The sequence below is a fragment of the Pseudomonas argentinensis genome (assembly GCF_001839655.2).
Classification (GTDB): domain Bacteria; phylum Pseudomonadota; class Gammaproteobacteria; order Pseudomonadales; family Pseudomonadaceae; genus Aquipseudomonas; species Aquipseudomonas argentinensis_B.
In genome coordinates, this window is the sequence record NZ_CP056087.1 from 265540 (window position 1) to 289227 (window position 23688).

Annotated in this window: 26 protein-coding genes and 1 pseudogene; 21 read left to right on the forward strand and 6 right to left on the reverse strand. The window is 65.2% G+C overall.

The features are described 5' to 3' along the window. The first annotated feature begins 81 nt into the window (after positions 1-81). The 6 genes from SA190iCDA_RS01225 to SA190iCDA_RS01250 all read left to right on the forward strand — a co-directional run bounded on the left by SA190iCDA_RS01225 (position 82) and on the right by SA190iCDA_RS01250 (position 4878). On the forward strand, positions 82-978 hold the full coding sequence (locus SA190iCDA_RS01225) for an energy transducer TonB (protein WP_070885871.1): 897 nt from the start codon (positions 82-84) through the stop codon (positions 976-978). A 69-nt stretch (positions 979-1047) separates the two neighbouring features. Further along, a complete protein-coding gene (locus SA190iCDA_RS01230; RefSeq protein ID WP_070885870.1) occupies positions 1048-1617 on the forward strand; it encodes a YqgE/AlgH family protein in 570 nt (189 codons plus the stop codon). Further along, positions 1617-2060, forward strand: coding sequence for a Holliday junction resolvase RuvX (gene ruvX / locus SA190iCDA_RS01235; RefSeq protein WP_013789443.1), 444 nt, complete (start codon positions 1617-1619; stop codon positions 2058-2060). Before SA190iCDA_RS01230 ends, ruvX begins: the two co-directional genes overlap by 1 nt. A 21-nt stretch (positions 2061-2081) precedes the next feature. After that, on the forward strand, positions 2082-2603 hold the full coding sequence (gene pyrR / locus SA190iCDA_RS01240) for a bifunctional pyr operon transcriptional regulator/uracil phosphoribosyltransferase PyrR (RefSeq protein ID WP_070885869.1): 522 nt from the start codon (positions 2082-2084) through the stop codon (positions 2601-2603). Then, positions 2600-3607, forward strand: a complete 1008-nt coding sequence (locus SA190iCDA_RS01245; protein ID WP_070885868.1) for an aspartate carbamoyltransferase catalytic subunit — start codon at positions 2600-2602, stop codon at positions 3605-3607. The genes pyrR and SA190iCDA_RS01245 overlap by 4 nt, the downstream gene beginning before the upstream one ends. After that, the gene (locus SA190iCDA_RS01250) at positions 3607-4878 is read left to right on the forward strand and encodes a dihydroorotase (protein WP_070885867.1); all 1272 of its coding nucleotides are present in this window, start codon (positions 3607-3609) and stop codon (positions 4876-4878) included. The genes SA190iCDA_RS01245 and SA190iCDA_RS01250 overlap by 1 nt, the downstream gene beginning before the upstream one ends. A gap of 119 nt (positions 4879-4997) precedes the next feature. Here the strand turns inward: SA190iCDA_RS01250 and SA190iCDA_RS01255 are convergent, their stop codons facing one another. Beyond that, on the reverse strand, positions 4998-5396 hold the full coding sequence (locus SA190iCDA_RS01255) for an NINE protein (RefSeq protein WP_070885866.1): 399 nt from the start codon (positions 5394-5396) through the stop codon (positions 4998-5000). 140 nt (positions 5397-5536) lie between these two features. Here SA190iCDA_RS01255 and SA190iCDA_RS01260 point away from each other — a divergent pair, with 140 nt between their 5' ends. Together SA190iCDA_RS01260 and SA190iCDA_RS01265 are read left to right on the forward strand one after the other, a co-directional pair. Then, entirely contained in the window at positions 5537-6748 is a 1212-nt protein-coding gene (locus tag SA190iCDA_RS01260) for a putative DNA modification/repair radical SAM protein (RefSeq protein ID WP_070885865.1), read from the forward strand. Continuing rightward, complete coding sequence (locus tag SA190iCDA_RS01265) at positions 6748-7605, forward strand: TIGR03915 family putative DNA repair protein (RefSeq protein ID WP_070885864.1); 858 nt, start codon at positions 6748-6750, stop codon at positions 7603-7605. Before SA190iCDA_RS01260 ends, SA190iCDA_RS01265 begins: the two co-directional genes overlap by 1 nt. A 245-nt stretch (positions 7606-7850) precedes the next feature. On the opposite strand, the gene SA190iCDA_RS01270 is transcribed toward SA190iCDA_RS01265, so the two are convergent. Next, positions 7851-8996, reverse strand: a complete 1146-nt coding sequence (locus SA190iCDA_RS01270) for a PilT/PilU family type 4a pilus ATPase (RefSeq protein WP_070885863.1) — start codon at positions 8994-8996, stop codon at positions 7851-7853. 209 nt (positions 8997-9205) lie between these two features. After that, positions 9206-10240, reverse strand: a complete 1035-nt coding sequence (locus SA190iCDA_RS01275; protein ID WP_070885862.1) for a type IV pilus twitching motility protein PilT — start codon at positions 10238-10240, stop codon at positions 9206-9208. A gap of 136 nt (positions 10241-10376) precedes the next feature. On the opposite strand from SA190iCDA_RS01275, the gene SA190iCDA_RS01280 reads away from it, so the two are divergent. The 11 genes and pseudogenes from SA190iCDA_RS01280 to SA190iCDA_RS01330 all read left to right on the forward strand — a co-directional run bounded on the left by SA190iCDA_RS01280 (position 10377) and on the right by SA190iCDA_RS01330 (position 19570). Further along, on the forward strand, positions 10377-11063 hold the full coding sequence (locus SA190iCDA_RS01280; RefSeq protein ID WP_070885861.1) for a YggS family pyridoxal phosphate-dependent enzyme: 687 nt from the start codon (positions 10377-10379) through the stop codon (positions 11061-11063). A gap of 36 nt (positions 11064-11099) precedes the next feature. Continuing rightward, the gene (gene proC, locus SA190iCDA_RS01285) at positions 11100-11918 is read left to right on the forward strand and encodes a pyrroline-5-carboxylate reductase (protein ID WP_070885860.1); all 819 of its coding nucleotides are present in this window, start codon (positions 11100-11102) and stop codon (positions 11916-11918) included. An 11-nt stretch (positions 11919-11929) separates the two neighbouring features. After that, positions 11930-12520, forward strand: a complete 591-nt coding sequence (locus tag SA190iCDA_RS01290) for a YggT family protein (RefSeq protein WP_070885859.1) — start codon at positions 11930-11932, stop codon at positions 12518-12520. Between the two features lie 5 nt (positions 12521-12525). Then, positions 12526-12822: a DUF167 family protein gene (locus SA190iCDA_RS01295; RefSeq protein ID WP_070885858.1), complete on the forward strand. Its 297-nt coding sequence runs from the start codon at positions 12526-12528 to the stop codon at positions 12820-12822. 108 nt (positions 12823-12930) lie between these two features. Next, positions 12931-14913 carry a dynamin-like GTPase family protein gene (locus SA190iCDA_RS01300; protein WP_070885857.1) on the forward strand — a complete coding sequence of 661 codons (1983 nt, stop codon included), beginning with the start codon at positions 12931-12933 and terminating at the stop codon, positions 14911-14913. A 281-nt stretch (positions 14914-15194) separates the two neighbouring features. Then, entirely contained in the window at positions 15195-16334 is a 1140-nt protein-coding gene (gene metX / locus SA190iCDA_RS01305; RefSeq protein ID WP_070885856.1) for a homoserine O-succinyltransferase MetX, read from the forward strand. Positions 16335-16336: 2 nt separating this feature from the next. Then, on the forward strand, positions 16337-16957 hold the full coding sequence (gene metW / locus SA190iCDA_RS01310; RefSeq protein ID WP_013789428.1) for a methionine biosynthesis protein MetW: 621 nt from the start codon (positions 16337-16339) through the stop codon (positions 16955-16957). A gap of 8 nt (positions 16958-16965) precedes the next feature. Next, positions 16966-17370, forward strand: coding sequence for a DUF4426 domain-containing protein (locus SA190iCDA_RS01315; protein ID WP_070885855.1), 405 nt, complete (start codon positions 16966-16968; stop codon positions 17368-17370). Next, a complete protein-coding gene (gene rdgB, locus SA190iCDA_RS01320; protein WP_070885854.1) occupies positions 17367-17960 on the forward strand; it encodes an RdgB/HAM1 family non-canonical purine NTP pyrophosphatase in 594 nt (197 codons plus the stop codon). The genes SA190iCDA_RS01315 and rdgB overlap by 4 nt, the downstream gene beginning before the upstream one ends. Continuing rightward, positions 17957-19167: pseudogene (hemW, locus tag SA190iCDA_RS01325) on the forward strand (radical SAM family heme chaperone HemW). Before rdgB ends, hemW begins: the two are co-directional and overlap by 4 nt. Before the next feature lie 79 nt (positions 19168-19246). Continuing rightward, positions 19247-19570 carry a DUF3392 domain-containing protein gene (locus tag SA190iCDA_RS01330; protein ID WP_070885853.1) on the forward strand — a complete coding sequence of 108 codons (324 nt, stop codon included), beginning with the start codon at positions 19247-19249 and terminating at the stop codon, positions 19568-19570. Positions 19571-19576: 6 nt separating this feature from the next. On the opposite strand, the gene SA190iCDA_RS01335 is transcribed toward SA190iCDA_RS01330, so the two are convergent. The 3 genes from SA190iCDA_RS01335 to rph form a co-directional block, all read right to left on the reverse strand. Then, on the reverse strand, positions 19577-20575 hold the full coding sequence (locus tag SA190iCDA_RS01335) for a hypothetical protein (protein WP_070885852.1): 999 nt from the start codon (positions 20573-20575) through the stop codon (positions 19577-19579). 132 nt (positions 20576-20707) lie between these two features. Next, complete coding sequence (locus SA190iCDA_RS01340) at positions 20708-21079, reverse strand: DUF4870 domain-containing protein (RefSeq protein ID WP_419203872.1); 372 nt, start codon at positions 21077-21079, stop codon at positions 20708-20710. A 29-nt stretch (positions 21080-21108) separates the two neighbouring features. Continuing rightward, positions 21109-21831 carry a ribonuclease PH gene (gene rph, locus SA190iCDA_RS01345; protein WP_070885850.1) on the reverse strand — a complete coding sequence of 241 codons (723 nt, stop codon included), beginning with the start codon at positions 21829-21831 and terminating at the stop codon, positions 21109-21111. A gap of 160 nt (positions 21832-21991) precedes the next feature. Here rph and SA190iCDA_RS01350 point away from each other — a divergent pair, with 160 nt between their 5' ends. Continuing rightward, positions 21992-22855, forward strand: coding sequence for a YicC/YloC family endoribonuclease (locus SA190iCDA_RS01350; RefSeq protein ID WP_070885849.1), 864 nt, complete (start codon positions 21992-21994; stop codon positions 22853-22855). A gap of 185 nt (positions 22856-23040) precedes the next feature. Next, a complete protein-coding gene (gmk, locus tag SA190iCDA_RS01355) occupies positions 23041-23661 on the forward strand; it encodes a guanylate kinase (protein ID WP_070885848.1) in 621 nt (206 codons plus the stop codon). Positions 23662-23688: the final 27 nt, after the last annotated feature.

Here is a 23688-nt window from a genome sequence, read left to right on the forward strand (position 1 = left end):
TTTGCCCATCGCCTCGGCAGACTGCGCGGCAACCCAGCACACCCGTGCCGAAACGCTGACAGCCCCTGACGACAGATAGTGATGAACGCCACAGCCACCCCACCCGATCTCAACTCCTCCGGCGTTCGCCCGGCGGATCGGCTGGGGTTCACCCTGTTCTTGGCGGCGGTGCTACACGCCGCGCTGATTCTCGGCGTCGGTTTCACCTTCGCCGAGCCCGGGCAGATCAGCAAGACCCTGGAAATCACCCTGTCCACCTTCAAGAGCGATGAAAAGCCCAAGGAGGCGGACTTCCTCGCCCAGGACAACCAGCAGGGCAGCGGCACCCTGGACAAGAAAGCGGCGCCGACCACCACCGAACAGGCGCCCTTCCAGGACACCGAAGTGCGCAAGGTAACGCCCGCCGCCGCGCCGCCACCGCCAGCCGTCAAGCCCGAAGCGCCGAAAGCCGCGGTGACCACCCGCGCCCCGCAACAGCAGAAGGCGCCGGCCAAGCGCGAGGAAACCAAGCCGACGCCGCCGAGCCCGGAGGCGCCGTCCTTCGACAGCGCGCAGTTGTCCGCCGAGATCGCCAGCCTGGAAGCCGAGCTGTCCGACCAGGTGCAGCAGTACGCCAAACGGCCGAAGATCCACCGTCTCAATGCGGCCTCGACCATGCGCGACAAGGGCGCCTGGTACAAGGACGAGTGGCGCAAGAAGGTCGAGCGCATCGGTAACCTCAACTACCCGGACGACGCGCGCCGCCGGCAGATCCACGGCAGCCTGCGCCTGCTGGTGTCGATCAACCGCGACGGCAGCCTGTACGAAGTGATGGTGCTGGAGTCCTCCGGCGAGCAGGTACTCGATCAGGCCGCCATGCGCATCGTGCGCCTGGCCGCGCCCTACGCGCCGTTCACTGGCGATCTGGCCGACATCGACCGTCTGGAGATCATCCGCACCTGGCGTTTCGAGCGTGGCGACCGCCTGTCGAGCAACTGAAGAGGCCCCAGGGTTTTCGACCGTACATGCAGCTTGTAGCTTGCGCCGCGCAGCTTCAAACTAGCGGCCATGAAAGACGCCAGCCCGAGCATTCTCAAACACCACTTTCTGATCGCCATGCCGCACATGGACGATCCGAATTTCGCGCACACCGTGATCTACCTGATCGATCACAACGACCAGGGTGCCATGGGCCTGGTGATCAACCGCCCCAACGGCCTGAACCTGGCCGACGTGCTCGAGCAGCTGCGCCCCGATAGCCAGCCCGCGGCACTGTGCCAGAGCCTGCCGATCTTCAGCGGCGGCCCGGTGCAGACCGATCGCGGCTTCGTCCTGCACCCCGAGGGCCCGCAGTTCCAGGCCACGGTCAACCTGGGCGAGCTGGGCCTGTCGACTTCCCAAGACGTGCTGTTCGCCATCGCCGAAGGCCACGGCCCGGCCAGTCACCTGATCGCCCTCGGCTATGCCGGCTGGGGTGCCGGCCAGCTGGAGGCCGAACTGGCCGACAATGCCTGGCTGACCTGCCCGGCAAACCCGGCGATTCTTTTCGAAACCCCCTACGACCAGCGCCTTGGCGCCGCGGCCGCACTGCTCGGTATCGACCTCAACCTGCTCACCGCCCAGGCGGGCCACGCCTGATGGCCGAGGTCGATAAACAATCGCTGCGCCTGTTGCTCGGCTTCGACTACGGCACCAAGCAGATCGGCGTCGCCGTCGGCCAGCCGATCACCGGCTCGGCCCGCGAGCTGTGCATCCTCAAGGCCCAGAACGGTGTACCGGACTGGCAGAAGGTCGAAGCGCTGATCAAGGAGTGGCAGCCCGACGCCATCGTCGTCGGCCTGCCGCTGAACATGGATGGCACACCGAGCGACATGAGCGAGCGCGCCGAGAAGTTCGCCCGCCGCCTCAATGGCCGTTTCAACCTGCCGGTCTTCACCCACGACGAACGCCTGACCACCTACGCTGCCAAGGGCGAGCGCCTACAACAGGGGCAAACCGGCGGCTACCGCCAGCGCCCGGTCGACGCCCTGGCCGCCGCCCTGCTGCTGCAGGGCTGGCTGGAAGAAAACTGCCTGGGCTGACCCGGCCACAAGGAGCTTTAGATGAGCCTACCCAACCCCGCCGACCTGCTGCCGCAGATGGCCACCTCGCTGAGCAGCCACCTGAACCGCCGGCAGATCGCCACGCCTCGCTTTATCGGCATCCGTACGGGCGGCGTGTGGGTGGCCCAGGCGCTGCTCGAACAGCTAGGCCGCGACGAGCCGCTCGGCGTGCTCGACGTGTCCTTCTACCGCGACGACTTCACCCAGAATGGCCTGCATCCGCAGGTGCAGCCGTCCGAGCTGCCGTTCGAGATCGAAGGCCAGCACCTGGTGCTGATCGACGACGTGCTGATGAGCGGGCGCACCATCCGCGCCGCGCTGAACGAGTTGTTCGACTACGGCCGCCCCGCCAGCGTGACCCTGGTCAGCCTGCTCGACCTGGACGCCCGCGAACTGCCGATCCGCCCCGACGTGGTCGGCGCGACGCTGTCGCTGGCGGCCGATCAGCGGGTAAAATTGTCCGGCCCCGCGCCCTTCACCCTCGAACTCCAGACGCTTTCCGACCAAGGCCGTCCGCAATGACCGCACTCGATGCCAAGCGCCCGCTGCAACTGAACGACCAGGGCCAGTTGCGCCATTTCCTGTCCCTCGACGGCCTGCCCTGCGAGCTGCTGACGGAAATCCTCGACACCGCCGACTCCTTCCTGGAAGTCGGTGCCCGCGCCGTGAAGAAGGTCCCGCTGCTGCGCGGCAAGACGGTATGCAACGTGTTCTTCGAGAACTCCACGCGCACCCGTACCACCTTCGAGCTGGCGGCCCAGCGCCTGTCCGCCGACGTGATCAGCCTCAACGTGTCGACCAGCTCGACCAGCAAGGGCGAAACGCTGTTCGACACCCTGCGCAACCTCGAAGCCATGGCCGCCGACATCTTCGTGGTGCGCCATGCCGGCTCCGGTGCCGCGCACTTCATCGCCGAGCACGTGTGCCCGAACCTGGCGATCATCAATGGTGGCGACGGCCGCCACGCGCACCCGACCCAGGGCATGCTCGACATGCTGACCATCCGCCGCCACAAGGGCAGCTTCGAGAACCTTTCGGTGGCCATCGTCGGCGACATCCTGCATTCGCGGGTGGCGCGCTCCAACATGCTGGCGCTGAAAACCCTCGGCTGCCCGGACATCCGCGTGATCGCGCCGAAGACCCTGCTGCCCATCGGCCTGGAAGAAAGCTACGGCGTGCGGGTGTTCAGCGACGCCAACGAAGGCCTCAAGGATGTCGACGTGGTGATCATGCTGCGCCTGCAGCGCGAGCGCATGACCGGCGGCCTGCTGCCCAGCGAGGGCGAGTTCTACCGCCTGTTCGGCCTGACCGAACAGCGCCTCAAGCTGGCCAAGCCCGATGCCCTGGTCATGCACCCGGGGCCGATCAACCGCGGCGTGGAGATCGAGTCGGCGGTGGCCGACGGCCCCCAGTCGGTGATCCTCAACCAGGTCACCTACGGCATCGCCATCCGCATGGCCGTGCTGTCCATGGCCATGAGCGGCCAGAACGCGCAACGCCAACTCAACGCTGAGGAGCACAACTGATGCGTACCCGTATCCTCGGCGCCCGCGTCATCGACCCGGGCAGCGGCCTCGATCAGGTCGCCGATCTGTATATAGAAGGCGGCAAGCTGAACGCCATCGGCCAGGCGCCGGCCGGTTTCGCAGCAGACCAGACCCTGGACGCCAGCGGCCTGGTCGCGGCGCCCGGCCTGGTCGACCTGTCCGTCGCCCTGCGCGAGCCCGGCTACAGCCGCAAGGGCAGCATCGCCAGCGAAACCCTGGCCGCGGCGGCTGGCGGCGTGACCAGCCTGTGCTGCCCGCCGATCACCAAGCCGGTGCTGGACACCTCGGCGGTGGCCGAGCTGATCCTCGACCGCGCCCGCGAAGCCGGCCACGCCAAGGTGTTTCCGATTGGCGCCCTGAGCAAGGGGCTCGATGGCGAGCAACTGGCCGAGCTGGTCGCCCTGCGCGATGCCGGCTGCGTGGCGTTCGGCAACGGCCTGAACAATTTCCGCAACGCACGCACCCTGCGCCGCGCCCTGGAATACGCGGCCACCTTCGACCTCACGGTGATCTTCCACTCTCAGGATCACGACCTCGCCGAAGGCGGCCTGGCCCACGAAGGCGCCACTGCCAGTTTCCTCGGCCTGTCGGGCATCCCGGAAACCGCCGAGACCGTGGCCCTGGCGCGCGACCTGTTGCTGGTCGAGCAGAGCGGCGTGCGTGCCCACTTCAGCCAGCTGACCAGTGCCCGCGGTGCCCAGCTGATCGCCGATGCCCAGGCCCGCGGCCTGCCGGTGACGGCCGACGTGGCGCTGTACCAGTTGATCCTCACCGACGAAGCGCTGATTGATTTCTCCAGCCTCTATCACGTGCAGCCGCCGCTGCGCACCCGCGCCGACCGCGATGGCCTGCGTGAGGCGGTGAAGAGCGGTGTGATCAGCGCCGTTTCCAGCCATCACCAGCCCCACGAACTCGACGCCAAGCTGGCGCCGTTCGGCGAGACCGAGCCGGGTATGAGTGGTGTGCAACTGCTGCTGCCGCTGGCCATGACCCTGGTACAGGACGGCCTGCTGGATCTGCCGACCCTGCTCGCACGCCTGAGCAGCGGCCCGGCCCGGGCGCTGCGCCTGCCGGTCGGCCAACTCAAGCAGGGCGGTGCGGCGGATATCCTGCTGTTCGACCCACAGGCCTCTACTGTGGCCGGCGAAAGCTGGTACTCCAAAGGCCGCAACAGTCCCTTCCTTGGCCATTGCCTGCCCGGCCAGGTGCGCTACACCCTGGTGGACGGGCATATCAGCTTCAAAGGCTGATCTACCACCGGCTGGCTGATGTGGGAGCGGGCCATGCCCGCGAAATAATCCGCATCAACCAGGCATCCTGTCGCCCCACAAGGGCCGGCAGCGATGCCTGGCTTCACCTTCCAGCAAACCTATCCATTGCGCGCATTCTCGATCGACACCTGGTTATTCAGCGTCCACAGGTCGTAGAGCACGCCGACCAGAAACAGGCCGCCAGTCAGCAGATAGAGAATCCCGGTGATCCACTTGCCCTGGTACATGCGGTGCGCGCCGAAGATGCCCAGAAAGGTCAGCAGGATCCAGGCGACGTTGTAGTCGATCCGACCGGAGGTGAAACGCAGGTCCGCTTCCCGGTCCATCGCCGGGATCAGGAACAGGTCGATGATCCAGCCAATGAACAGCAGGCCCAGGGTGAAAAACCAGATGGTGCCGGTCACCGGCTTGCCGTAATAGAAGCGGTGCGCACCGAGAAAGCCGAAGATCCACAGCAGGTAGCCGATGATCTTGCTGTGGGTGTCAGGACGCTGCATCGGATTCTCCAGTCATATAGGTTGATTCGCTTCGATCCATGATGGCGGCGCAGGTTTCGCCTGTCACCGACGAGACGACCTTGCGGGGGCCGGGGGCTTACTGAATACTGTACATAAATACAGCTATCGAATCGTTACCCATGGAATTGATCGAAAAGCTCACGGTACTCGCCGACGCCGCCAAATACGATGTTTCCTGCGCCAGCAGTGGCGCGCCCAAACGCAGCTCGAAAGGCCAGAGCGGCATGGGCGCCACCGACGGCATGGGCATCTGCCACAGTTTCACACCGGACGGGCGCTGTGTCGCCCTGCTGAAGATCCTGCTGACCAATTTCTGCCTGTACGATTGCCAGTACTGCGTCAACCGCCGCTCCAGCGACGTGCCCCGCGCACGCTTCACACCCGAGGAAGTGGTCACCCTGACCCTGGATTTCTACCGCCGCAACTGCATCAGCGGGCTGTTTCTCAGCTCCGGCATCATTCGCTCGGCCGACTACACCATGGAGCAGCTCAACCGGGTTGCCAAGCTGCTGCGCGAAGAGCACGAGTTTCGCGGCTACATCCACCTCAAGACCATTCCCGATGCCTCCCCTGAGCTGATCGCCGAGGCGGGCCGCTACGCCGATCGCCTCAGCGTCAACATCGAGCTGCCCACCGAAACCAGCCTGATCCGCCTGGCACCGGAAAAGAGCGTGGCGCCGATCAAGCAGGCCATGGGCACCATTCGCAATGGCGTCGAGGAGGCCGACAGCGAGAAACGCGCGCCGGCCTTCGCACCGGCCGGGCAGAGCACGCAGATGATCGTCGGCGCCGATGCCACCGACGACAGCACCATCCTGCACACCGCCCAGTCGCTGTATGGCGATTTTCGCCTCAAGCGTGTCTATTACTCGGCCTTCAGCCCGATTCCGCAGAGCCCCAAGAGCGTGCCCTTCGAGGCGCCGCCGCTGCTGCGCGAACACCGCCTGTACCAGGCGGACTTCCTGATGCGCGGCTACGGCTTCAAGGCCACCGAGCTGCTCGACGGCCCCGGCAACCTGGCCCTGGATATCGACCCCAAGCTGGCCTGGGCGCTGAACAATCGCCAGCACTTTCCCGTCGACCTCAACCGCGCCGACGTGACCCTGATCGCCCGCATCCCCGGCATCGGCGTGCTCAGCGCCCAGCGCCTGGTCGCCCTGCGCCGGCAGAAACGCATCCGCTTCGCGGACGTCGGCCGCCTGCGTTGCGTGCTGGAAAAGGCCAAGCCGTTCATCGTCACCCAGGATTATCGCCCGGCTCAGGCGACCCGTGAATCCCTGGTGCTGCGTCAGCAATTGAGCGAAGCGCCGCAGCAGATGGGGCTGTGGTGATGCATTCGGTGTGTTTCGACGGCAGCTTCGCTGGCTGGCGAGACGCGGCCAGAACGCAGCTGCGCCGCGGCATGGCCCCGCATCAACTGAGCTGGGTGCAGGACAGCCAGGAAAATCACGACCTGTTCGGCCAGCTGGACGAGCCGCAACCGGCCGTGGCGGCTGATCGCCCGGTGCGCGTACCGCGCGCCTTGATCGATCAGCTGGAAAGCGCCGCACGCTTTCGCTGCGCCCAGCGCTGGGCGCTGCTGTACCGCATCCTCTGGCGCGTCGCCAACGGCGACCAGGCCGCCATGCTGGCGGGTGATATCGATGGCAGCGAACTGCACGCCCGCCTCAAGGCGGTCCGTCGCGAGGCGCACCACCTGCACGCCTTCCTGCGCTTCAAGCCGCGGGACGCCAGCGCCGGCGGGCCGGAACTGGTGGCCTGGCACGAACCGGCCCACGACATCCTCGCCAGCGCCTCGGGGCACTTCGCCGAGCGCCTTGGCCGGCAAACCTGGTTGATCGCCACGCCGGACGACGGTGTGTACTGGGATGGCGAGAAGCTGCACCACGCCGACCCCTGCCCACCGCAATGGCAGCAACTGGCCCAGGGTACCGATGACCGCAACGAAGCGATGTGGCTGGCCTACTATGGCAGCACCTTCAACCCGGCCCGGCTCAATCGCAGCGTGCTGGAAACCAATATGCCGGTGCGCTTCTGGCGCAACCTGCCCGAAGGCCCGCTGATTCCCCGCCTGATGAGCCAGGCTCGCGCCGGCGCCCAGGCTGACGGCCAGGCCCAGGCAGTCGCCGCCCAGCCGGGAAAACGTATCCATGCAGATGCGGAGAAAGTGCTGCCTATACGGCAGTGAACATTGGCCAGCCAGCACAGCTCTGCCTTGTTCTTTTCTTATCTGCCTACGCGGCAGTGAACGTGGTGCTGATCGTGCTCGAGCAGGTGCACCATTTCTAAGCTGCCGTGTAGGCAGCTCAGAAACCGTACCCTGTAAGCGGTGAGCAGAAGCCGGCATTTTACTGCCGCATAGGCAGCCCCGAGTGACCAACGAAAAACCCGCCGAAGCGGGTTTCGTTCTGTACGAGCCAAGCAGCCCAGCGATCAGCGGAAGCGCCGCCCCTGATCCTCGTCGCTGATTTCCAAAGACAGCCCCTGGGAAACGCTGGTCAGGTGCTCGCCGTCGGTTTCCGAGCCGAGCTTGATCATCAGGCGCAGGTCGTTTGCCGAGTCGGCGTACAGCAGGGCGTCTTCGTAGGTGATCTCGCCCTGGCTGTAGAGGTTGTAGAGCGCCTGGTCGAAGGTCTGCATGCCGTGTTCGGTGGAGCGTTTCATCAGCGCCTTGAGTTCGTGCACCTCGCCCTTGCGGATCAGGTCAGCCGCCAGCGGGGTGTTGATCAGTACCTCGATCACCGCGCGGCGGCCCTTGCCGTCGGGCGTGGGGATCAGCTGCTGGGCGACGATGGCCTTGAGGTTCAGGGACAGGTCCATCCACACCTGGTTCTGCCGGTCCGCCGGGAAGAAGTTGATGATCCGGTCCAGCGCCTGGTTGGCGTTGTTGGCGTGCAGGGTGGCCAGGCACAGGTGGCCGGTCTCGGCGAAGGCTACGGCGTGGTCCATGGTCTCGCGGGTCCGCACCTCACCGATGAGGATCACGTCCGGCGCCTGGCGCAGGGTGTTCTTCAGCGCGACTTCGAAGGAGTCGGTGTCGATACCCACTTCGCGCTGGGTGACGATGCAGTTCTGGTGCTGGTGGATATACTCGATCGGGTCTTCGATGGAAATGATATGGCCGCTGCTGTTCTTGTTGCGGTAGCCGATCATCGCCGCCAGGGAAGTGGACTTGCCGGTACCGGTGGCGCCGACGAACAGCACCAGGCCGCGCTTGGTCAGCGCCAGCTTCTTGAGGATCTCCGGCAGTTTGAGGTCGTCCAGCGTCGGGATGTTGGTCTCGATACGGCGCAGCACCATGCCGGCCAGGTTGCGCTGGTAGAAGGCACTGACCCGGAAGCGACCAATGCCACGGGCGCTGATCGCGAAGTTGCACTCATGGTTTTCGGCGAAATCCCGGCGCTGCTGCTCGTTCATCACCCCGTGCACGGTTTCACGGGTCATTTCCGGCGACAGCGGGGTCTTGGTCACCGGCATGATCTTGCCGTTGACCTTCATCGACGGCGGCACGCCAGCGGTGATGAACAGATCGGAGCCGCCCTTCTCGACCATCAGGCGCAACAGTTTTTCGAATTCCATGGGTGCTTACCTAAATGCGCTGGCGCGATGTTCAATTGCCGGCGGATGGCTATCCGCCGGTCGGGCCAAGAATCTGTTCACGATCTTGCGAGCTAGAGCGATACAAGGCAAAAACAAGCGAGGAAGCGGAGTTTACGAGTGGTAAATGAGCATTCCGAGCTTGTTTTTAACGCAGTAGCGCCGACGCGCAGCTGATCGTGAATAGATTCTCAGAAATTTTCCGGTGTCTTGGCTTTCTCACGGGCACTTTCACGGCTGACCAGGCCTTTGGAAACCAGCCTTTTCAGGCAGGCATCCAGGGTCTCCATGCCCAGCGCACCGCCGGTCTGGATGGCCGAGTACATCTGCGCCACCTTGTCTTCGCGGATCAGGTTACGGATCGCCGGGGTGCCGATCATGATTTCGTGGGCCGCTACCCGACCGCCGCCGATCTTCTTCAGCAGGGTCTGGGAAATTACCGCCTGCAGCGACTCGGAAAGCATCGAGCGCACCATGGACTTCTCTTCGGCCGGGAACACGTCGACCACCCGGTCGATGGTCTTGGCGGCGGAGGTGGTGTGCAGGGTGCCGAACACCAGGTGACCGGTTTCCGCGGCGGTCAGCGCCAGGCGGATGGTTTCCAGGTCGCGCATCTCGCCGACCAGGATGATGTCCGGGTCTTCACGCAGTGCCGAGCGCAGGGCTTCGGAGAAGCCGTGGGTGTCGCGGTGCACCTCACGCTGGTTGATCAGGCACTTCTTCGACTCGTGAACGAATTCGATGGGGTCTTCGACGGTGAGAATGTGGTGGTACTTGTTGCTGTTGATGTAGTCGAGCATCGCCGCCAGGGTGGTGGATTTGCCCGAACCGGTCGGCCCGGTCACCAGCACCAGGCCGCGCGGCACGTCGGAGATCTTCTTGAAGATCTCGCCCATGCCGAGGTCTTCCATGCTCAGAACTTTCGAGGGAATGGTCCGGAACACCGCACCACTGCCGCGGTTCTGGTTGAAGGCGTTGACCCGGAAGCGCGCCACCCCCGGCACTTCGAAGGAGAAGTCGGTCTCCAGGAACTCTTCGAAATCCTTGCGCTGCTTGTCGTTCATGATGTCGTAGATCAGCGCGTGCACCTGCTTGTGATCCAGGGCAGGCAGGTTGATCCGGCGTACATCGCCGTCGACCCGGATCATCGGCGGCAAGCCTGCGGAAAGGTGCAGGTCCGACGCGCCTTGCTTGGCGCTGAAGGCAAGCAGCTCGGTGATATCCATGGGACTCCCTAATGACGGTAGAATGCCGCGTAACTTAAGGATAGGGGCCTTGGGGGATCACCAGGCGGCTGCGCGAGCACGCCCTTGGCAGAACACCGTGGGGCCCGCAGAAACGCTCAGGCGGCAGGCGCAGGTAATGTCCACGATAGCAGAGAATATTGCAAAGGTCGGTGTGCGGATCCGTGAGGCGGCGCAAGCCTCGCAGCGAGATTTTTCCTCGGTCGGGCTGCTGGCGGTGAGCAAGACCAAGCCCGCCGGAGCGATTCGCGAGGCCCACGCGGCCGGCCTGCGGGATTTCGGCGAGAATTACCTGCAGGAAGCCCTCGACAAGCAGGCGCTGCTCGCCGACCTGCCGCTGACCTGGCATTTCATCGGCCCCATCCAGTCCAACAAGACCCGCCCCATCGCCGAGCACTTCGCCTGGGTGCATTCGGTGGATCGCCTGAAGATCGCCGAACGCCTGAGTGCCCAGCGCCCGGCCGAGCTGCCGCCGCTGAACATCTGCCTGCAGGTCAACGTCAGCGGTGAGGCCAGCAAGTCCGGCTGCCGCCCCGACGAGCTCGCGGCTCTGGCACAGGCGGTTACACAACTGCCCAACCTGCACCTGCGCGGATTGATGACAATCCCCGAGCCCACCGACGACGCCACCGCCCAACGGGCTGCCTTCGCTCGCTTGCGCGCCTTGCGGGACGGCCTGAACCTCGATCTCGACACCCTGTCCATGGGCATGAGCCACGACCTCGAAGCGGCCATCGCCGAGGGCGCGAGCTGGGTGCGCATCGGCACGGCGCTGTTTGGCGAACGCGACTACGGCAAGGCCTGAATCACCGATATCGACCCTCTAGACAGGAACCTCACCATGACCACTCCCCGCATCGCCTTTATCGGCGCCGGCAACATGGCTGCCAGCCTGATCGGCGGGCTGCTCGCCCAGGGCCTGCCGGCGGGCGCCATCCGCGCCAGCGACCGTGGCGCCGAGCAACGCGAGAAGATCGCCGCCGAACAGGGTATCGACGTGGTGGCCAGCAATGCCGAGGCCTGCCGTGACGCCGACGTGATCGTCCTGGCGGTCAAGCCCCAGGTCATGAAGGACGTATGCCTGGACCTGGCGCCCCATGTGCAGGCCGGCCAGTTGATCGTCTCCATTGCCGCCGGCATCACCAGCGCCAGCCTGGAAAACTGGCTCGGCCCGCGCGCCATCGTGCGCTGCATGCCCAACACCCCGTCGCTGCTGCGCCTGGGCGCCAGCGGCCTGTACGCCAATGCCCAGGTCAGCGGCGAACAGCGCCAGCAGGCCGAGCAACTGCTTAGCGCTGTCGGCATGGCGGTGTGGCTGGACGAGGAAAAACTGATCGACGCGGTCACCGCCGTGTCCGGCAGCGGCCCGGCCTACTTCTTCCTGCTGATCGAGGCGATGACCGCCAGCGGCGAGAAGCTCGGCCTGCCCCGCGGCGTCGCCGCCAAGCTGACGATGCAAACCGCCCTGGGCGCCGCGCAGATGGCATTGAACAGCGACGTCGACGCCGCCGAGCTGCGCCGCCGCGTCACCTCGCCGGCCGGCACCACCGAGGCGGCGATCAAGACATTCCAGGCTGGCGGCTTCGAAGCCCTGGTCGAGCAGGCCGTCGCGGCCGCCGACCGGCGCTCGGCCGAGCTGGCCGAACAACTGGGTCAATAAGGAGACAATCAATGATCGGTCTGAACACCGCAGCCGTTTACATCCTGCAGACCATCGGCAGCTTCTACCTGCTGATCGTGCTGCTGCGCTTCATCCTGCAACTGGTCCGCGCGGACTTCTACAACCCGCTCAGCCAGTTCATCGTGCGCGCCACCCACCCGCTCCTCAAGCCGCTGCGCCGCATCATCCCGAGCATCGGCGGCCTCGACCTGGCCTCCCTGGTGCTGGCGCTGATCGTGCAGTTCATCTTGATGGCCCTGACCCTGATGCTGATGGGCGTCGGCGTCGGCGATCCGCTGCTGATCCTGGTGTGGTCGATCATTGGCGTCACCGCCCTGCTGCTCAAGGTGTTCTTCTTCGCCCTGATCATCAGCGTGATCCTCTCCTGGGTCGCCCAGGGCACCCACAACCCGGCTGCATTGCTGGTGAACCAGATTTGTGAGCCGCTGCTGGCACCGATCCGCCGCATCCTGCCCAACCTCGGCGGCCTGGACCTGTCGCCGATCGTGGCGTTCCTGATCCTCAACCTGATCGACATGCTGGTGATCCGCAACCTGGCGATCAGCACCGGTATGTTCAGCGGCCTGAGCCTGGCGATCTAAAAGCGGTGGCGTTCTTCCGCTGGGACGGCGCTGCGTTGATCCTCGACTGCCACCTGCAGCCCAAGGCGAGCAATGACGTTTTCGCCGGGCTGCACGGCGAGCGCCTGAAGATTCGCCTCACCGCCCCGCCGGTGGACGGCAAGGCCAATGCACAGCTGCTGGCCTTTCTGGCCAACGCCTTTGGCGTCGCCAAGAGCCAGGTCAGCCTGCTGAGTGGCCAGCAGAGCCGCCAGAAGCGCGTGCGTATCCAGGCGCCCGCCCTATTGCCCGCCGAACTCGGCCTGACCGCTCGCCCGGCCTGAACGACCATCAGGTACCATTACGAGCAGCCGCCATTGACGCCGCCGCGCGCCCTCCCATAATGCTTGGCAGCCCGCATCAACGCCGATGCCCTGTCAGGGAACCCACCAATGAGCATGGAACGTCTCAGTGAACAGGTCGATGCCTACGTCGCCTGGAAGCGCGAACTGGTTCGCGAGATCACTCGCTACCGGAGCTGGCTGGCCCATAACCGGCTGAGCAGCGAGGGCGTCGAGGCGCGCCTGGAGCGGGCACTGCGCCTGCTGCGCACCGACCACATCACCCTGGCCTTCGTCGGTGAGTTCTCCCGCGGCAAGACCGAGCTGATCAACAGCCTGTTCTTTTCCGAATACGGCCAGCGCCTGCTGCCCTCCCAGGCCGGGCGCACCACCATGTGCCCGACCGAGATCCTTTTCGATCCGGGCGCCGCGCAGCCCTATATCCGCCTGCTGCCCATCGAGACACGCATCGCCGACGCCAGCGTGGCGCAGTTCAAGCGCACGCCGCGCCACTGGGTGAATGTCGCCCTGGACACCGGCGACCCGGACGGCATGGCCAAGGCCTTCGCCCAGGTCGCCGCCAGCAAGCGCATGCCGGTGGAGAAGGCCATCGCCCTGGGCTTTCACCCGGACAACCTGGAAAGCACCGAACAAGCCGGCCAGGTGCTGGTACCGGCCTGGCGCCACGCCATCGTCAACTTCGATCACCCGCTGCTGCGCCAGGGCCTGCGTATTCTCGACACGCCAGGCCTCAATGCCCTGGGCTGCGAGCCGGAGCTGACCCTGTCGATGCTGCCCAGCGCCCAGGCGGTGATCTTTCTGCTGTCCGCCGACACCGGCGTGACGGCCAGCGACCTGGATATCTGGCAGCAACATGTGCAACCGCTCGACGAGGAGCGCCAGGGCTGTCTGTACGCGGTGCTGAACAAGATCGACGTGCTGTGGGACGACCTGGCCGGCGAGGCCTTTGTGGCCAACGCCATCGAGCGGGTGCGCATGCAGGCCGCCCGCCACCTGGGCATTGCCGGCCGGGACATCCTGCCGCTGTCGGCCAAGCAGGCGTTGCTCGCCAAGGTGCGCCAGGACCCGGCGCTGCTGGCGCGCAGCCAGATGGCCGAGCTGGAGACGCTGCTCTGCGAGCGCATCGTCGCGCAAAAGGAACAGCTGCTCGAAGAGCGTGTGGTGCGCCAGGTGCTGGCCATGCTCAACAACAGCCAGCACGTGCTCGGCCTGCGCCTGGCCAAGGTCAACGAACAGCTGGAGCTGCTCGACGAGCGCCGCCAGGACAACGGTCAGATGCTGATGGAGCTGACCAGCCGTACCAAGGACGATCACACCCTGCACCACAAGCGCCTGGTGGCGCTGCGCACCAACCAGCGCCTGCTGCGCAACCAGGGCGAGCGCCTGAAGACCTCCGCCCAGGCGGAGAAGCTCGAAGCGCACCTCGCCCAGCTGCGCCGCCAGCTCAACGGCGCCTGGACGACCCTGGGCATCAACCAGTCGATCCTGAATTTCTTCACCGCGGTCGAGGACGACCTGCACAGCCTGGCCCACGATGCCGACATGGCCAACCGCATGGTCGAGGCCATCTACCGCCGGCACAACGAGGAAAATCCGCTGCAGGCGGTCGATGCGCCGCGTTTCGAGCTGGCGGGCTACGTGCGCGAACTGCGTCATTTGCAAAAGAAGGGCGACCGCTTCCGCCTGCGCCTCAAGACCCTGCTGACCGAGCAGCGCAGCCTCGGCCGGCGCTTCTTCGCCACCCTGGTGCAGGAAGTCATCGGCCTGCACCGCCGGCTGCGCCGTGATGCCGAGCGCTGGGCCGACGAGGCGCTGATGCCGCTGATGCAGCACACCCTGGAGCACAAGCAATTGCTGGAAGGCCATATGCTGCGCCTCAAGGCCCTGGCCCAGGACACCCAGCACGGGCGTCAGCGCCATCAACAGCTGGCCCAGTATGCCGAGGAGCTCAAGGGGCAGCTGGCCCAGGCCGGCGACATGCTGCGCGTGATGCGCCGCCCGGCGCCCATCCAGCGTCAGGCCAAGGTGGTCACCCTCAAGGGCATGCCACGCCCGGTCGGCAACCTCGAGTAGCCTGCAGCGGCAAAGGCCTCGCTAGCAGGCTCGGCCAGCGCGGCCAGCAGTTTCCTTGCCGCTGACAGGCGCGCTCTGTAGCAGGCCGTTGAAAAACGTAGGCGAGGCAGCCAGTGCAAGGCCTGGGCGGCCCCACAAAAACAGCCGAAAAAGCGCAGTTTACGTGCTGTAAATGAGCATTTTGAGGCTGTTTTTTTACGCGGCAATGGCAACGTAGGTAGTTTTTCAACGGCCTGCTAGACTGCTGCTCTTTTTCGTACCTACCTAGCCGAGCAGAGTCGATGTCGACTGTTTTTCCTCAAGACTCCGTTGGCCTGGTGACGCCGCAGATCGCCAGGTTCGCCGAGCCACTGGCGCTGGCCTGCGGCCGCAGCCTGGCCGACTACCAGCTGATCTACGAAACCTACGGCGAGCTCAACGCCAATGCCAGCAACGCGGTGCTGATCTGCCACGCGCTGTCCGGCCATCACCACGCCGCCGGCTACCACAGTGCCGATGACCGCAAGCCGGGCTGGTGGGACAGCTGCATCGGCCCCGGCAAGCCGCTGGACACCAACCGCTTCTTCGTCGTCAGCCTCAACAACCTGGGCGGCTGCAATGGCTCGACCGGCCCGTCGGACACCAACCCGGCGACCGGCAAACCGTTCGGCGCCGACTTCCCGGTGATGACCGTGGAAGACTGGGTCAACAGCCAGGCCCGCCTGGCCGACCTGCTGGGCATCGGCCAGTGGGCCGCGGTGGTCGGTGGCAGCCTGGGCGGCATGCAGGCCATGCAATGGACGATCAGCTACCCGGAGCGCGTGCGCCACTGCCTGGCCATTGCCTCGGCACCGAAACTCTCGGCGCAGAACATCGCCTTCAACGAAGTGGCGCGCCAGGCGATTCTCACCGACCCCGAGTTCCACGGCGGGCACTTCCAGGACCAGGGCGTGATCCCCAAGCGCGGGCTGATGCTGGCGCGCATGGTCGGCCACATCACCTACCTGTCCGATGACGCCATGGGCGAGAAATTCGGCCGCGGCCTGAAGAACGAGAAGCTCAACTACGACTTCCACAGCGTGGAGTTCCAGGTCGAGAGCTACCTGCGCTACCAGGGCGAGGAGTTCTCCGGGCGTTTCGACGCCAACACCTACCTGCTGATGACCAAGGCGCTGGACTACTTCGACCCGGCCGCCGAGCACGACGGTGATCTGGCCAAGACCCTGGCCAAGGCCCAGGCCGACTTCTGCGTGATGTCGTTCACCACCGACTGGCGCTTCTCGCCGGCCCGCTCGCGGGAAATCGTCGATGCCCTGCTCGCCGCCCGCAAGAACGTCTGCTATCTGGAAATCGACGCGCCCCAGGGCCATGACGCCTTCCTGATGCCGATCCCCCGCTACCTGCAGGGTTTTGCCAGCTACATGAAACGGATCGAGGTATAAGCATGCGCGCCGACCTAGAGATCATCCAGGAATGGATTCCCGCCGGCAGCCGCGTCCTCGACCTGGGTTGCGGTGACGGCGAACTGCTCGCCTGGCTGGGCGCCAACAAGCAGGTTACTGGCTACGGCCTGGAGATCGACCCGGACAAGATCGCCCAGTGCATCGGCAAGGGCGTCAACGTCATCGAACAGAACCTCGACGAAGGCCTGGGCAACTTCGCCAGCGACAGCTTCGACGTGGTGGTCATGACCCAGTCGCTGCAGGCGCTGCACTTTCCCGACAAGGTGCTGGCCGAGATGCTGCGCGTCGGCAAGACCTGCATCATCACCTTCCCCAACTTCGGCCACTGGCGCTGCCGCTGGTACCTGGCCAGCAAGGGCCGCATGCCGGTTTCCGACTTCCTGCCCTACACCTGGTACAACACCCCGAACATCCATTTCTGCACCTTCGAGGACTTCGAGCGCCTGTGCCACCAGCAGAGCGCCCGGGTACTCGACCGCCTGGCCGTGGACCGCGAGCACCGGCATGGCTGGGCCAGTCGCGCCTGGCCGAATCTGCTGGGCGAGATCGGTATCTACCGCATCAGCGGTCACAACGCGCACGACGTGCGCATTGCCAACTAGGTCGCGCCATGCGCATCTCCACTCTGCTGATCGCCTTGAGTCTGAGCCTGTCGGCCGCTGCCGCCGAGCGCATGCAGCGCCTTGGTGACCTGCAGGTGCATTACAGCGCCTTCAACGCCAGCTACCTGCAGCCGCAGATCGCCAGGGCCAGCGGTCTGGTGCGCAGTGGCCAACTGGGCGTGCTGAACATCAGCGTGCTGCGCGGTGGCAAATCCACCGCGGCGGCGGTCAGCGGCGAGGTGAAGAACGTGCTTGGCCACGGCCAGGCACTGACCTTCATCGAGCAGCGCGAAGGCGAATTCGTTTCGTACCTGGCGCAGTTTCCCCTCGAATCCCGTGAGGTGCTGCTGTTCAACCTGCAGGTGAACGGCCAGCGCCTGGACTTCAACCAGGAACTCTTTCCGGAGCCATGATGCCTTTCCCAGAACTCGTCCTCGCCAGCCACAACGCCGGCAAACTCAAGGAACTGCAAGCCATGCTCGGCGACCGCGTGCGCCTGCGCTCGGTCGCTGAATTCAGCCAGGTGGAGCCGGAGGAAACCGGCCTGTCGTTTGTCGAGAATGCCATTCTCAAGGCCCGCAACGCCTCGCGCCTGTCCGGTTTGCCGGCACTGGCCGACGACTCCGGCCTGGCGGTGGACTATCTCGGCGGCGCGCCGGGCATCTATTCGGCCCGCTACGCCGATGGCCAGGGCGATGCGGCGAACAACGCCAAGCTGCTGGCGGCCCTCAAGGATGTGCCGGACGCCGAGCGCGGCGCCCAGTTCGTCTGCTGCCTGGCCCTGGTACGCCATGCCGACGACCCACTGCCGATCCTCTGCGAAGGCCTGTGGCACGGCCGCATACTCCACGAAGCCCGTGGCGAGCACGGCTTTGGCTACGACCCGCTGTTCTGGGTCGAGGAGCGCCAGTGCTCCAGCGCCGAGCTGCCGCCGGCCGACAAGAACCAGCTCAGCCACCGCGCCATTGCCATGAAGTTGCTCAAGCAACGTTTGGGGCTATGAAAGCCACAAGCCACAAGCCACAAGCTGCAAGTGAAAACGCCGCGGACAACTTGCAGCCTGCAGCTTGCAGCTTTGAGCTGCCGCCTCTGGCGGCCTACATCCATATTCCCTGGTGCGTGCGCAAGTGCCCCTACTGCGATTTCAACTCCCACGCCGCCGGCCCCAACCTGCCGGAAGAGGCCTACGTCGACGCGTTGCTCGCCGATCTCGACAGTGATCTGCAGCAGGCTCATGGCCGCCCCTGACCTCGATCTTCTTTGGCGGCGGCACGCCCAGCCTGTTTTCCGCCAGGGCCCTTGGCCGCCTGCTGGAAGGCGTGGAGCGGCGCATCCCGTTCGCCGGCGATATCGAGATCACCCTGGAAGCCAACCCCGGCACCTTCGAGCAGGAGAAGTTCGCCGCGTATCGGCGCCTGGGCATCAACAGGCTGTCGATCGGTGTGCAGAGCTTCCAGGCCGACAAGCTCAAGGCTCTGGGCCGCATCCATGATGGCGACGAAGCGATTCGCGCCGCCGACATGGCCCGTGCCGCCGGCTTCGACAACTTCAACCTGGACCTGATGCACGGCCTGCCGGATCAGTCCCTGGATGACGCCCTGGGCGACCTGCGCATCGCCATCGCCCAGGCGCCGACCCATCTGTCCTGGTATCAGCTGACGGTGGAGCCGAACACGGTGTTCTGGAACCAGCCACCGGTGCTGCCCGAAGACGACACCCTGTGGGACATCCAGGAAGCCGGCCAGACGCTGCTCGCCGAACACGGCTACGCCCAGTACGAGGTCTCGGCCTACGCGCAGCCCGGCCGCATGGCGCGGCATAACCTGAATTACTGGACCTTTGGTGATTTTCTCGGCATCGGCGCCGGCGCCCACGGCAAGCTCAGCACCCCGCAAGGGCGCATCAGCCGCACCTGGAAAACCCGCCTGCCCAAGGATTACCTCGACCCCGCCAAGCGATACAGCGCTGGCGAGCGCGTCCTCAGTGCGGACGAACTGCCGTTCGAGTTCCTGATCAACGTGCTGCGCCTGACCGATGGCTGCGCCGCCGAACTGTTCAGCCAGCGCACCGGCCTGCCCCTCGAACAGCTGGCCAAGGCCCGCGCCCAGGTCGAGCAACGCGGCATGCTGCAAAAGGACCCGACGCGCCTGGCGGCGACCCGTGAAGGTCAGCTGTTTCTCAATGATCTGCTGCAGTACTTTCTGCCCTGAATCACCGGTGCCCGCGAACCAAAAGCGCGCCGGATGATCCCAGGCAGCAGGATTCAACCGTCATGCCAGAGGAGCAACCATGGATTATGTGCTGGACCTGATCGCCACCGTTTCACGCTGGAGCCGTGGCCACCTCAGCGAGATTTCCCTGGGCCTGATGGCCACCCTGCTGGTGCTGTTCGGCCCGGCCATCAACGCCTGGATACAGGGTCGTATCGGCAGCCTCAACTTCGTGCTGCGCACCCTGATATTCGTTGCGGTCTGCGTGGTCGGCTACGGCCTGGCGCTGGTCTACCTGACGCCCCTGCTCACCCAGTTGCTGGGCCACTTCAACAACTACACCCTGGCGCCGGTATTGCTGGTGGTGATGTTCCTGATCGGCGTGCTGGCCGATCGCAGCTGAACCGCTTCAGGGCACGATCCTGATCCAGTCGATTACACCCACGTCGCCATTACGGTGGGTGCCCAGTACCTCACCGCCAACATCCTGCTCGACCGACAGGTCGGGCTCGATGGGCTTGCCACTCAGGCGATCGACCGCGGGCGCCTCGACCTGCGGGCTGAACAGCAGGTTACCGTGAAAGGCGCGCACCCGAGTGGTCGCGGGGTACTGCATGGGACCGAACTCGACCGGCTCGGTCAGCTCGGCCTGCCAGTCCAGCAACGCGCCATAGGGCCCGTCGAGCCACAGGTTCCATAGCCGTACCTCGAGCCCCTGGAAACGCACCGGCGTAGTGTCGGTTTCCAGCTGCCAACGGCCCTCCTCCACCGCGTGCACGGTCATCGGCCCCGGCCAGATGATGCCGGCGATTTGGCTGCCGGCAGCCAGTGTGCAGCTCTCCAGCCGCCATTGCTGGGGCGCAAAACGTGCGCCGGCGCGATAGCCGAAGGTAACCGGTTCCTGCGCCGAGCACTGCCAGCCGGCCAGCGCGGCATCATCAACGAGCTTGACCTCGGCCCCGGTATCGCCCAGGTCCAGGCGCCGCACGGCGGCGCCCTGCACCACGCCGGGCTGGCCGTCGAACTCGGCGCGCTGCAGGCTCTGCAAGCCATGGGGCAATGGCTCGCCACTGAGGTGCTTGCCGGGTTCCAGGCGCTCCAGCCACACCCGGGTACCGGCCGGCAGCACCAGTTCGCCCAGCACCTGTTGACTCTCCAGACGAGGACTGAGCGCGCGCTGGTCGAGCCAGTGCGCTGCCTGCCAGCGCAGGAATTCGACGGTAGGCAGGCTGCCGGCGACCAGGAATATGGCAAGCAGCCCGAACCACCAGGGGTGCGCGCGGATAAAGCGTCGGGAGCGAGCATTCAGGCAGGCAATCAGCAGCGCCGCCAGCGCCGCGACGCACATCAGCGACACCAGCAGGAACAGCGATCCGAGCATCATGGCCAGTGGGTTGATGGGGATCATGGGTGTCCTTGTAAGCTCGACGGGGCTATTTCGTGGCAGAGCTTAAAAGTCACCCCAAAGCGAATCAACACCTGGTTACACTTCAATAAAAAAGCCGACAGTCTGCCGGCTTTTCCTTCGATCAGGCGCTGATCATTTGATCAATCGCAGGCAGAAAGGATAGCGGTAGTGCTTGCCCTCACCGGCCTTGATGCCGCCGATGATGGTCAGCACCACGGTGCCGATGCACAGCAGGCCCATCAGCAGAAAGCCGATCAGCACCAGCATCAGCAACAGGCAGACGATGCCGGCGATGGCCACGGTCAGCTGGAAGTTGAGCGCTTCCTTGCCCTGCGCGTCGATAAAGGCGTGTTGGTCCTTCTTGACCTGCCAGACCACCAGCGGGCCGATCAGGTTGCCGAAGGGAAACACGAAGCCGAGGGCGGCCGCGAAGTGGCAGATCATCGCCCACTGACGCGCTTCGCGGTCAGGCTCGGCGGGCGTTACGGCGTTGTGCTCATCCATCATCACGACTCTCCTCGGTCAAAGGCCGGTCATTCGGCCAGTGCGGCCTGCTGCAGAGTGAACAGCTCGCCCATGCCCTGCTGCGCCAGGGCCAGCATGGCATTCAGTTCGGCCGGCTGGAACGGCGCACCTTCGGCGGTGCCCTGCACTTCGATGAAACCACCGGTACTGGTCATCACCACGTTGAGGTCGGTCTCGGCGGCGGAGTCTTCCAGGTAATCCAGATCCAGCACCGGTTCGCCCTGGTAGATGCCCACGGATACCGCCGCGATCATCTGCTTGAGCGGGTCGCCGCCTTTCAGGCCGCCACGTTTCTTCATCACCTTCAGGGCATCGACCAGGGCAACCATGGCGCCGGTGATCGATGCGGTGCGGGTGCCGCCGTCGGCCTGGATCACGTCGCAGTCGACATACAGGGTGTTTTCGCCCAGTTTGCTCATATCCAGTGCGGCACGCAGCGAGCGGCCGATCAGCCGCTGGATTTCCAGGGTGCGGCCGCCCTGCTTGCCCTTGCTGGCCTCACGCTGGTTACGGTCGCCGGTGGCGCGCGGCAGCATGCCGTATTCGGCGGTCACCCAGCCCTGGCCCTGACCTTTCAGAAAACGCGGTACGCCCTGCTCGACGCTGACGGTGCAAATCACCTTGGTATCGCCGAACTCCACCAGCACCGAACCTTCGGCATGCTTGGTGTAGTTGCGGGTGATGCGGATCGAACGCAACTGATCGGCGGCGCGGCCACTGGGACGTTTCATCAAAATACCTGCTCTCGAGTAGAATCTGCCGCCCATTATAGGGGCTGTTGCCGCCGGGCCGCGACCGCGACCGCCCGATGGCCCTGCCGGCGATTGGGAGCCAATGCCGCACTGCGCTACAATCGCCGCCTTTGCCCCACCGCAAACCGAGGTAAGCCGCATGATCCACAGCATGACAGCCTTCGCCCGCACCGAGCAGGCAGGTGCCAACGGCACCCTGAGCTGGGAGCTGCGCTCGGTCAACCACCGCTACCTCGAGCCCCATCTGCGTCTACCGGAAGCCTTCCGCGACCTCGAAGGCGCGGTGCGCGAAGCGCTGCGTCAGGGCCTGTCGCGCGGCAAGGTGGAATGCACCCTGCGCTTTAGCGAAGACAGTGCCGGCAAGCCGCTGCAGGTCGACCAAACCAAGGCCACCCAGCTGATCGCCGCCGCCGAAAGCGTCGCCGCGCTGATCAAGCAGCCCGCGCCACTGAACCCGCTGGAAGTGCTCGGCTGGCCCGGCGTGCTGGTGGCCGACAGCAGCGACCCTCAGGCTCTCAACAAAGCGGCCCTGGAGCTGTTCGCCAGTGCTCTGGCGGAACTCAAGAACGGCCGCAGCCGCGAAGGCGCCGAGCTGGCCAAGCTGCTCAACGAGCGCCTCGACAGCATGCTCGAGGAAGTCGCCGCCCTGCGCGAGCTGGTGCCGCAGATGCTCGAAGCCCAGCGCCAGAAGATCATCGAACGCTGCCGCGAGATGCAGGCCGAACTCGACCCGCAGCGCCTGGAGCAGGAACTGGTGATGCTCGCCCAGAAGAGCGACGTGGCCGAAGAGCTGGATCGCCTGAGCACCCACGTCACCGAAGTGCGCCGCGTGCTCAAGGCCGGCGGCGCGGCCGGGCGCCGCCTGGACTTCCTGATGCAGGAACTCAACCGCGAAGCCAACACCCTGGGTTCCAAGGCGTTCGACCCGCGCAGTACCCAGGCGGCCGTCAACCTCAAGGTACTCATCGAGCAGATGCGCGAGCAGGTGCAGAACATCGAATAAGGCCGCTAAAAACTGGCTGCGTTGCCATCGCGGCGTTAAACAGACTCAAAATGCTCATGTACCACCCGTACACTCCGCTTTTTCGTCTGCTTTGCCTTGCGCTGACTGCCTCGCCTAGATTTTTAAGGAAGCCAGATAATGGCGCCAAGGCGCCTCCCGACTTCAATCCGTTTCAGGACAGATCCATGAGCATCACCAGCGGCACGCTGTACATCATTTCCGCCCCCTCGGGCGCCGGCAAGAGCAGCCTGGTGAAAGCGCTGATCGACAGCGAACCGCTGATTCGCGTGTCGGTGTCGCACACCACCCGCGGCATGCGTCCGGGCGAGCAGGACGGCGTGCACTACCACTTCGTGGATCACGCGCAGTTCACCGCCATGCTCGAGCAGGGCGAATTCCTCGAGCACGCCCAGGTATTCGGCAACTACTACGGCACCTCCCAGCGTGCCCTGGAGAAGACTCTCGCCGAAGGTATCGACCTGATCCTGGAGATCGACTGGCAGGGCGCCCAGCAAGTACGCCGCCTGATGCCCCAGGCCAAATCGATCTTCATTCTGCCGCCAACCCTGGAAGCGCTGCGTCATCGCCTGACCAGCCGCGGCCAGGACAGCGGCGAGGTGATCGAGCAGCGCATGCGCGAGGCGGTCAGCGAGATGAGCCACTACGTGGAATACGACTACCTGGTGATCAACGACGATTTCAGCCACGCCCTCAGCGATTTGAAAGCCGTCTTCCGCGCCAACCAGTTGCTGCAGACCTCGCAGCAGCAGCGCCATGCCGGCTTGTTGAGCGAGCTGCTGGCCTGAGGATAAGCGGATGGACGGCCCGCAAAC

Bases quoted from the DNA above. Each gene is read 5' to 3' on its own strand.
- SA190iCDA_RS01315 (WP_070885855.1), top strand. From the start codon at position 16,966: ATGCGCATCTCCACTCTGCTGATCGCCTTGAGTCTGAGCCTGTCGGCC.
- SA190iCDA_RS01270 (WP_070885863.1), bottom strand. From the start codon at position 8,996: ATGGAATTCGAAAAACTGTTGCGCCTGATGGTCGAGAAGGGCGGCTCC.
- SA190iCDA_RS01260 (WP_070885865.1), top strand. From the start codon at position 5,537: ATGGAATTGATCGAAAAGCTCACGGTACTCGCCGACGCCGCCAAATAC.
- SA190iCDA_RS01230 (WP_070885870.1), top strand. From the start codon at position 1,048: ATGAAAGACGCCAGCCCGAGCATTCTCAAACACCACTTTCTGATCGCC.
- SA190iCDA_RS01300 (WP_070885857.1), top strand. From the start codon at position 12,931: ATGAGCATGGAACGTCTCAGTGAACAGGTCGATGCCTACGTCGCCTGG.
- SA190iCDA_RS01280 (WP_070885861.1), top strand. From the start codon at position 10,377: ATGTCCACGATAGCAGAGAATATTGCAAAGGTCGGTGTGCGGATCCGT.
- metW (WP_013789428.1), top strand. From the start codon at position 16,337: ATGCGCGCCGACCTAGAGATCATCCAGGAATGGATTCCCGCCGGCAGC.
- metX (WP_070885856.1), top strand. From the start codon at position 15,195: ATGTCGACTGTTTTTCCTCAAGACTCCGTTGGCCTGGTGACGCCGCAG.
- SA190iCDA_RS01330 (WP_070885853.1), top strand. From the start codon at position 19,247: ATGGATTATGTGCTGGACCTGATCGCCACCGTTTCACGCTGGAGCCGT.
- SA190iCDA_RS01225 (WP_070885871.1), top strand. From the start codon at position 82: ATGAACGCCACAGCCACCCCACCCGATCTCAACTCCTCCGGCGTTCGC.
- gmk (WP_070885848.1), top strand. From the start codon at position 23,041: ATGAGCATCACCAGCGGCACGCTGTACATCATTTCCGCCCCCTCGGGC.
- SA190iCDA_RS01290 (WP_070885859.1), top strand. From the start codon at position 11,930: ATGATCGGTCTGAACACCGCAGCCGTTTACATCCTGCAGACCATCGGC.
- SA190iCDA_RS01265 (WP_070885864.1), top strand. From the start codon at position 6,748: ATGCATTCGGTGTGTTTCGACGGCAGCTTCGCTGGCTGGCGAGACGCG.
- rdgB (WP_070885854.1), top strand. From the start codon at position 17,367: ATGATGCCTTTCCCAGAACTCGTCCTCGCCAGCCACAACGCCGGCAAA.
- SA190iCDA_RS01340 (WP_419203872.1), bottom strand. From the start codon at position 21,079: ATGGATGAGCACAACGCCGTAACGCCCGCCGAGCCTGACCGCGAAGCG.
- SA190iCDA_RS01250 (WP_070885867.1), top strand. From the start codon at position 3,607: ATGCGTACCCGTATCCTCGGCGCCCGCGTCATCGACCCGGGCAGCGGC.
- SA190iCDA_RS01335 (WP_070885852.1), bottom strand. From the start codon at position 20,575: ATGATCCCCATCAACCCACTGGCCATGATGCTCGGATCGCTGTTCCTG.
- SA190iCDA_RS01275 (WP_070885862.1), bottom strand. From the start codon at position 10,240: ATGGATATCACCGAGCTGCTTGCCTTCAGCGCCAAGCAAGGCGCGTCG.
- SA190iCDA_RS01255 (WP_070885866.1), bottom strand. From the start codon at position 5,396: ATGCAGCGTCCTGACACCCACAGCAAGATCATCGGCTACCTGCTGTGG.
- ruvX (WP_013789443.1), top strand. From the start codon at position 1,617: ATGGCCGAGGTCGATAAACAATCGCTGCGCCTGTTGCTCGGCTTCGAC.
- rph (WP_070885850.1), bottom strand. From the start codon at position 21,831: ATGAAACGTCCCAGTGGCCGCGCCGCCGATCAGTTGCGTTCGATCCGC.
- proC (WP_070885860.1), top strand. From the start codon at position 11,100: ATGACCACTCCCCGCATCGCCTTTATCGGCGCCGGCAACATGGCTGCC.
- SA190iCDA_RS01350 (WP_070885849.1), top strand. From the start codon at position 21,992: ATGATCCACAGCATGACAGCCTTCGCCCGCACCGAGCAGGCAGGTGCC.
- SA190iCDA_RS01245 (WP_070885868.1), top strand. From the start codon at position 2,600: ATGACCGCACTCGATGCCAAGCGCCCGCTGCAACTGAACGACCAGGGC.
- pyrR (WP_070885869.1), top strand. From the start codon at position 2,082: ATGAGCCTACCCAACCCCGCCGACCTGCTGCCGCAGATGGCCACCTCG.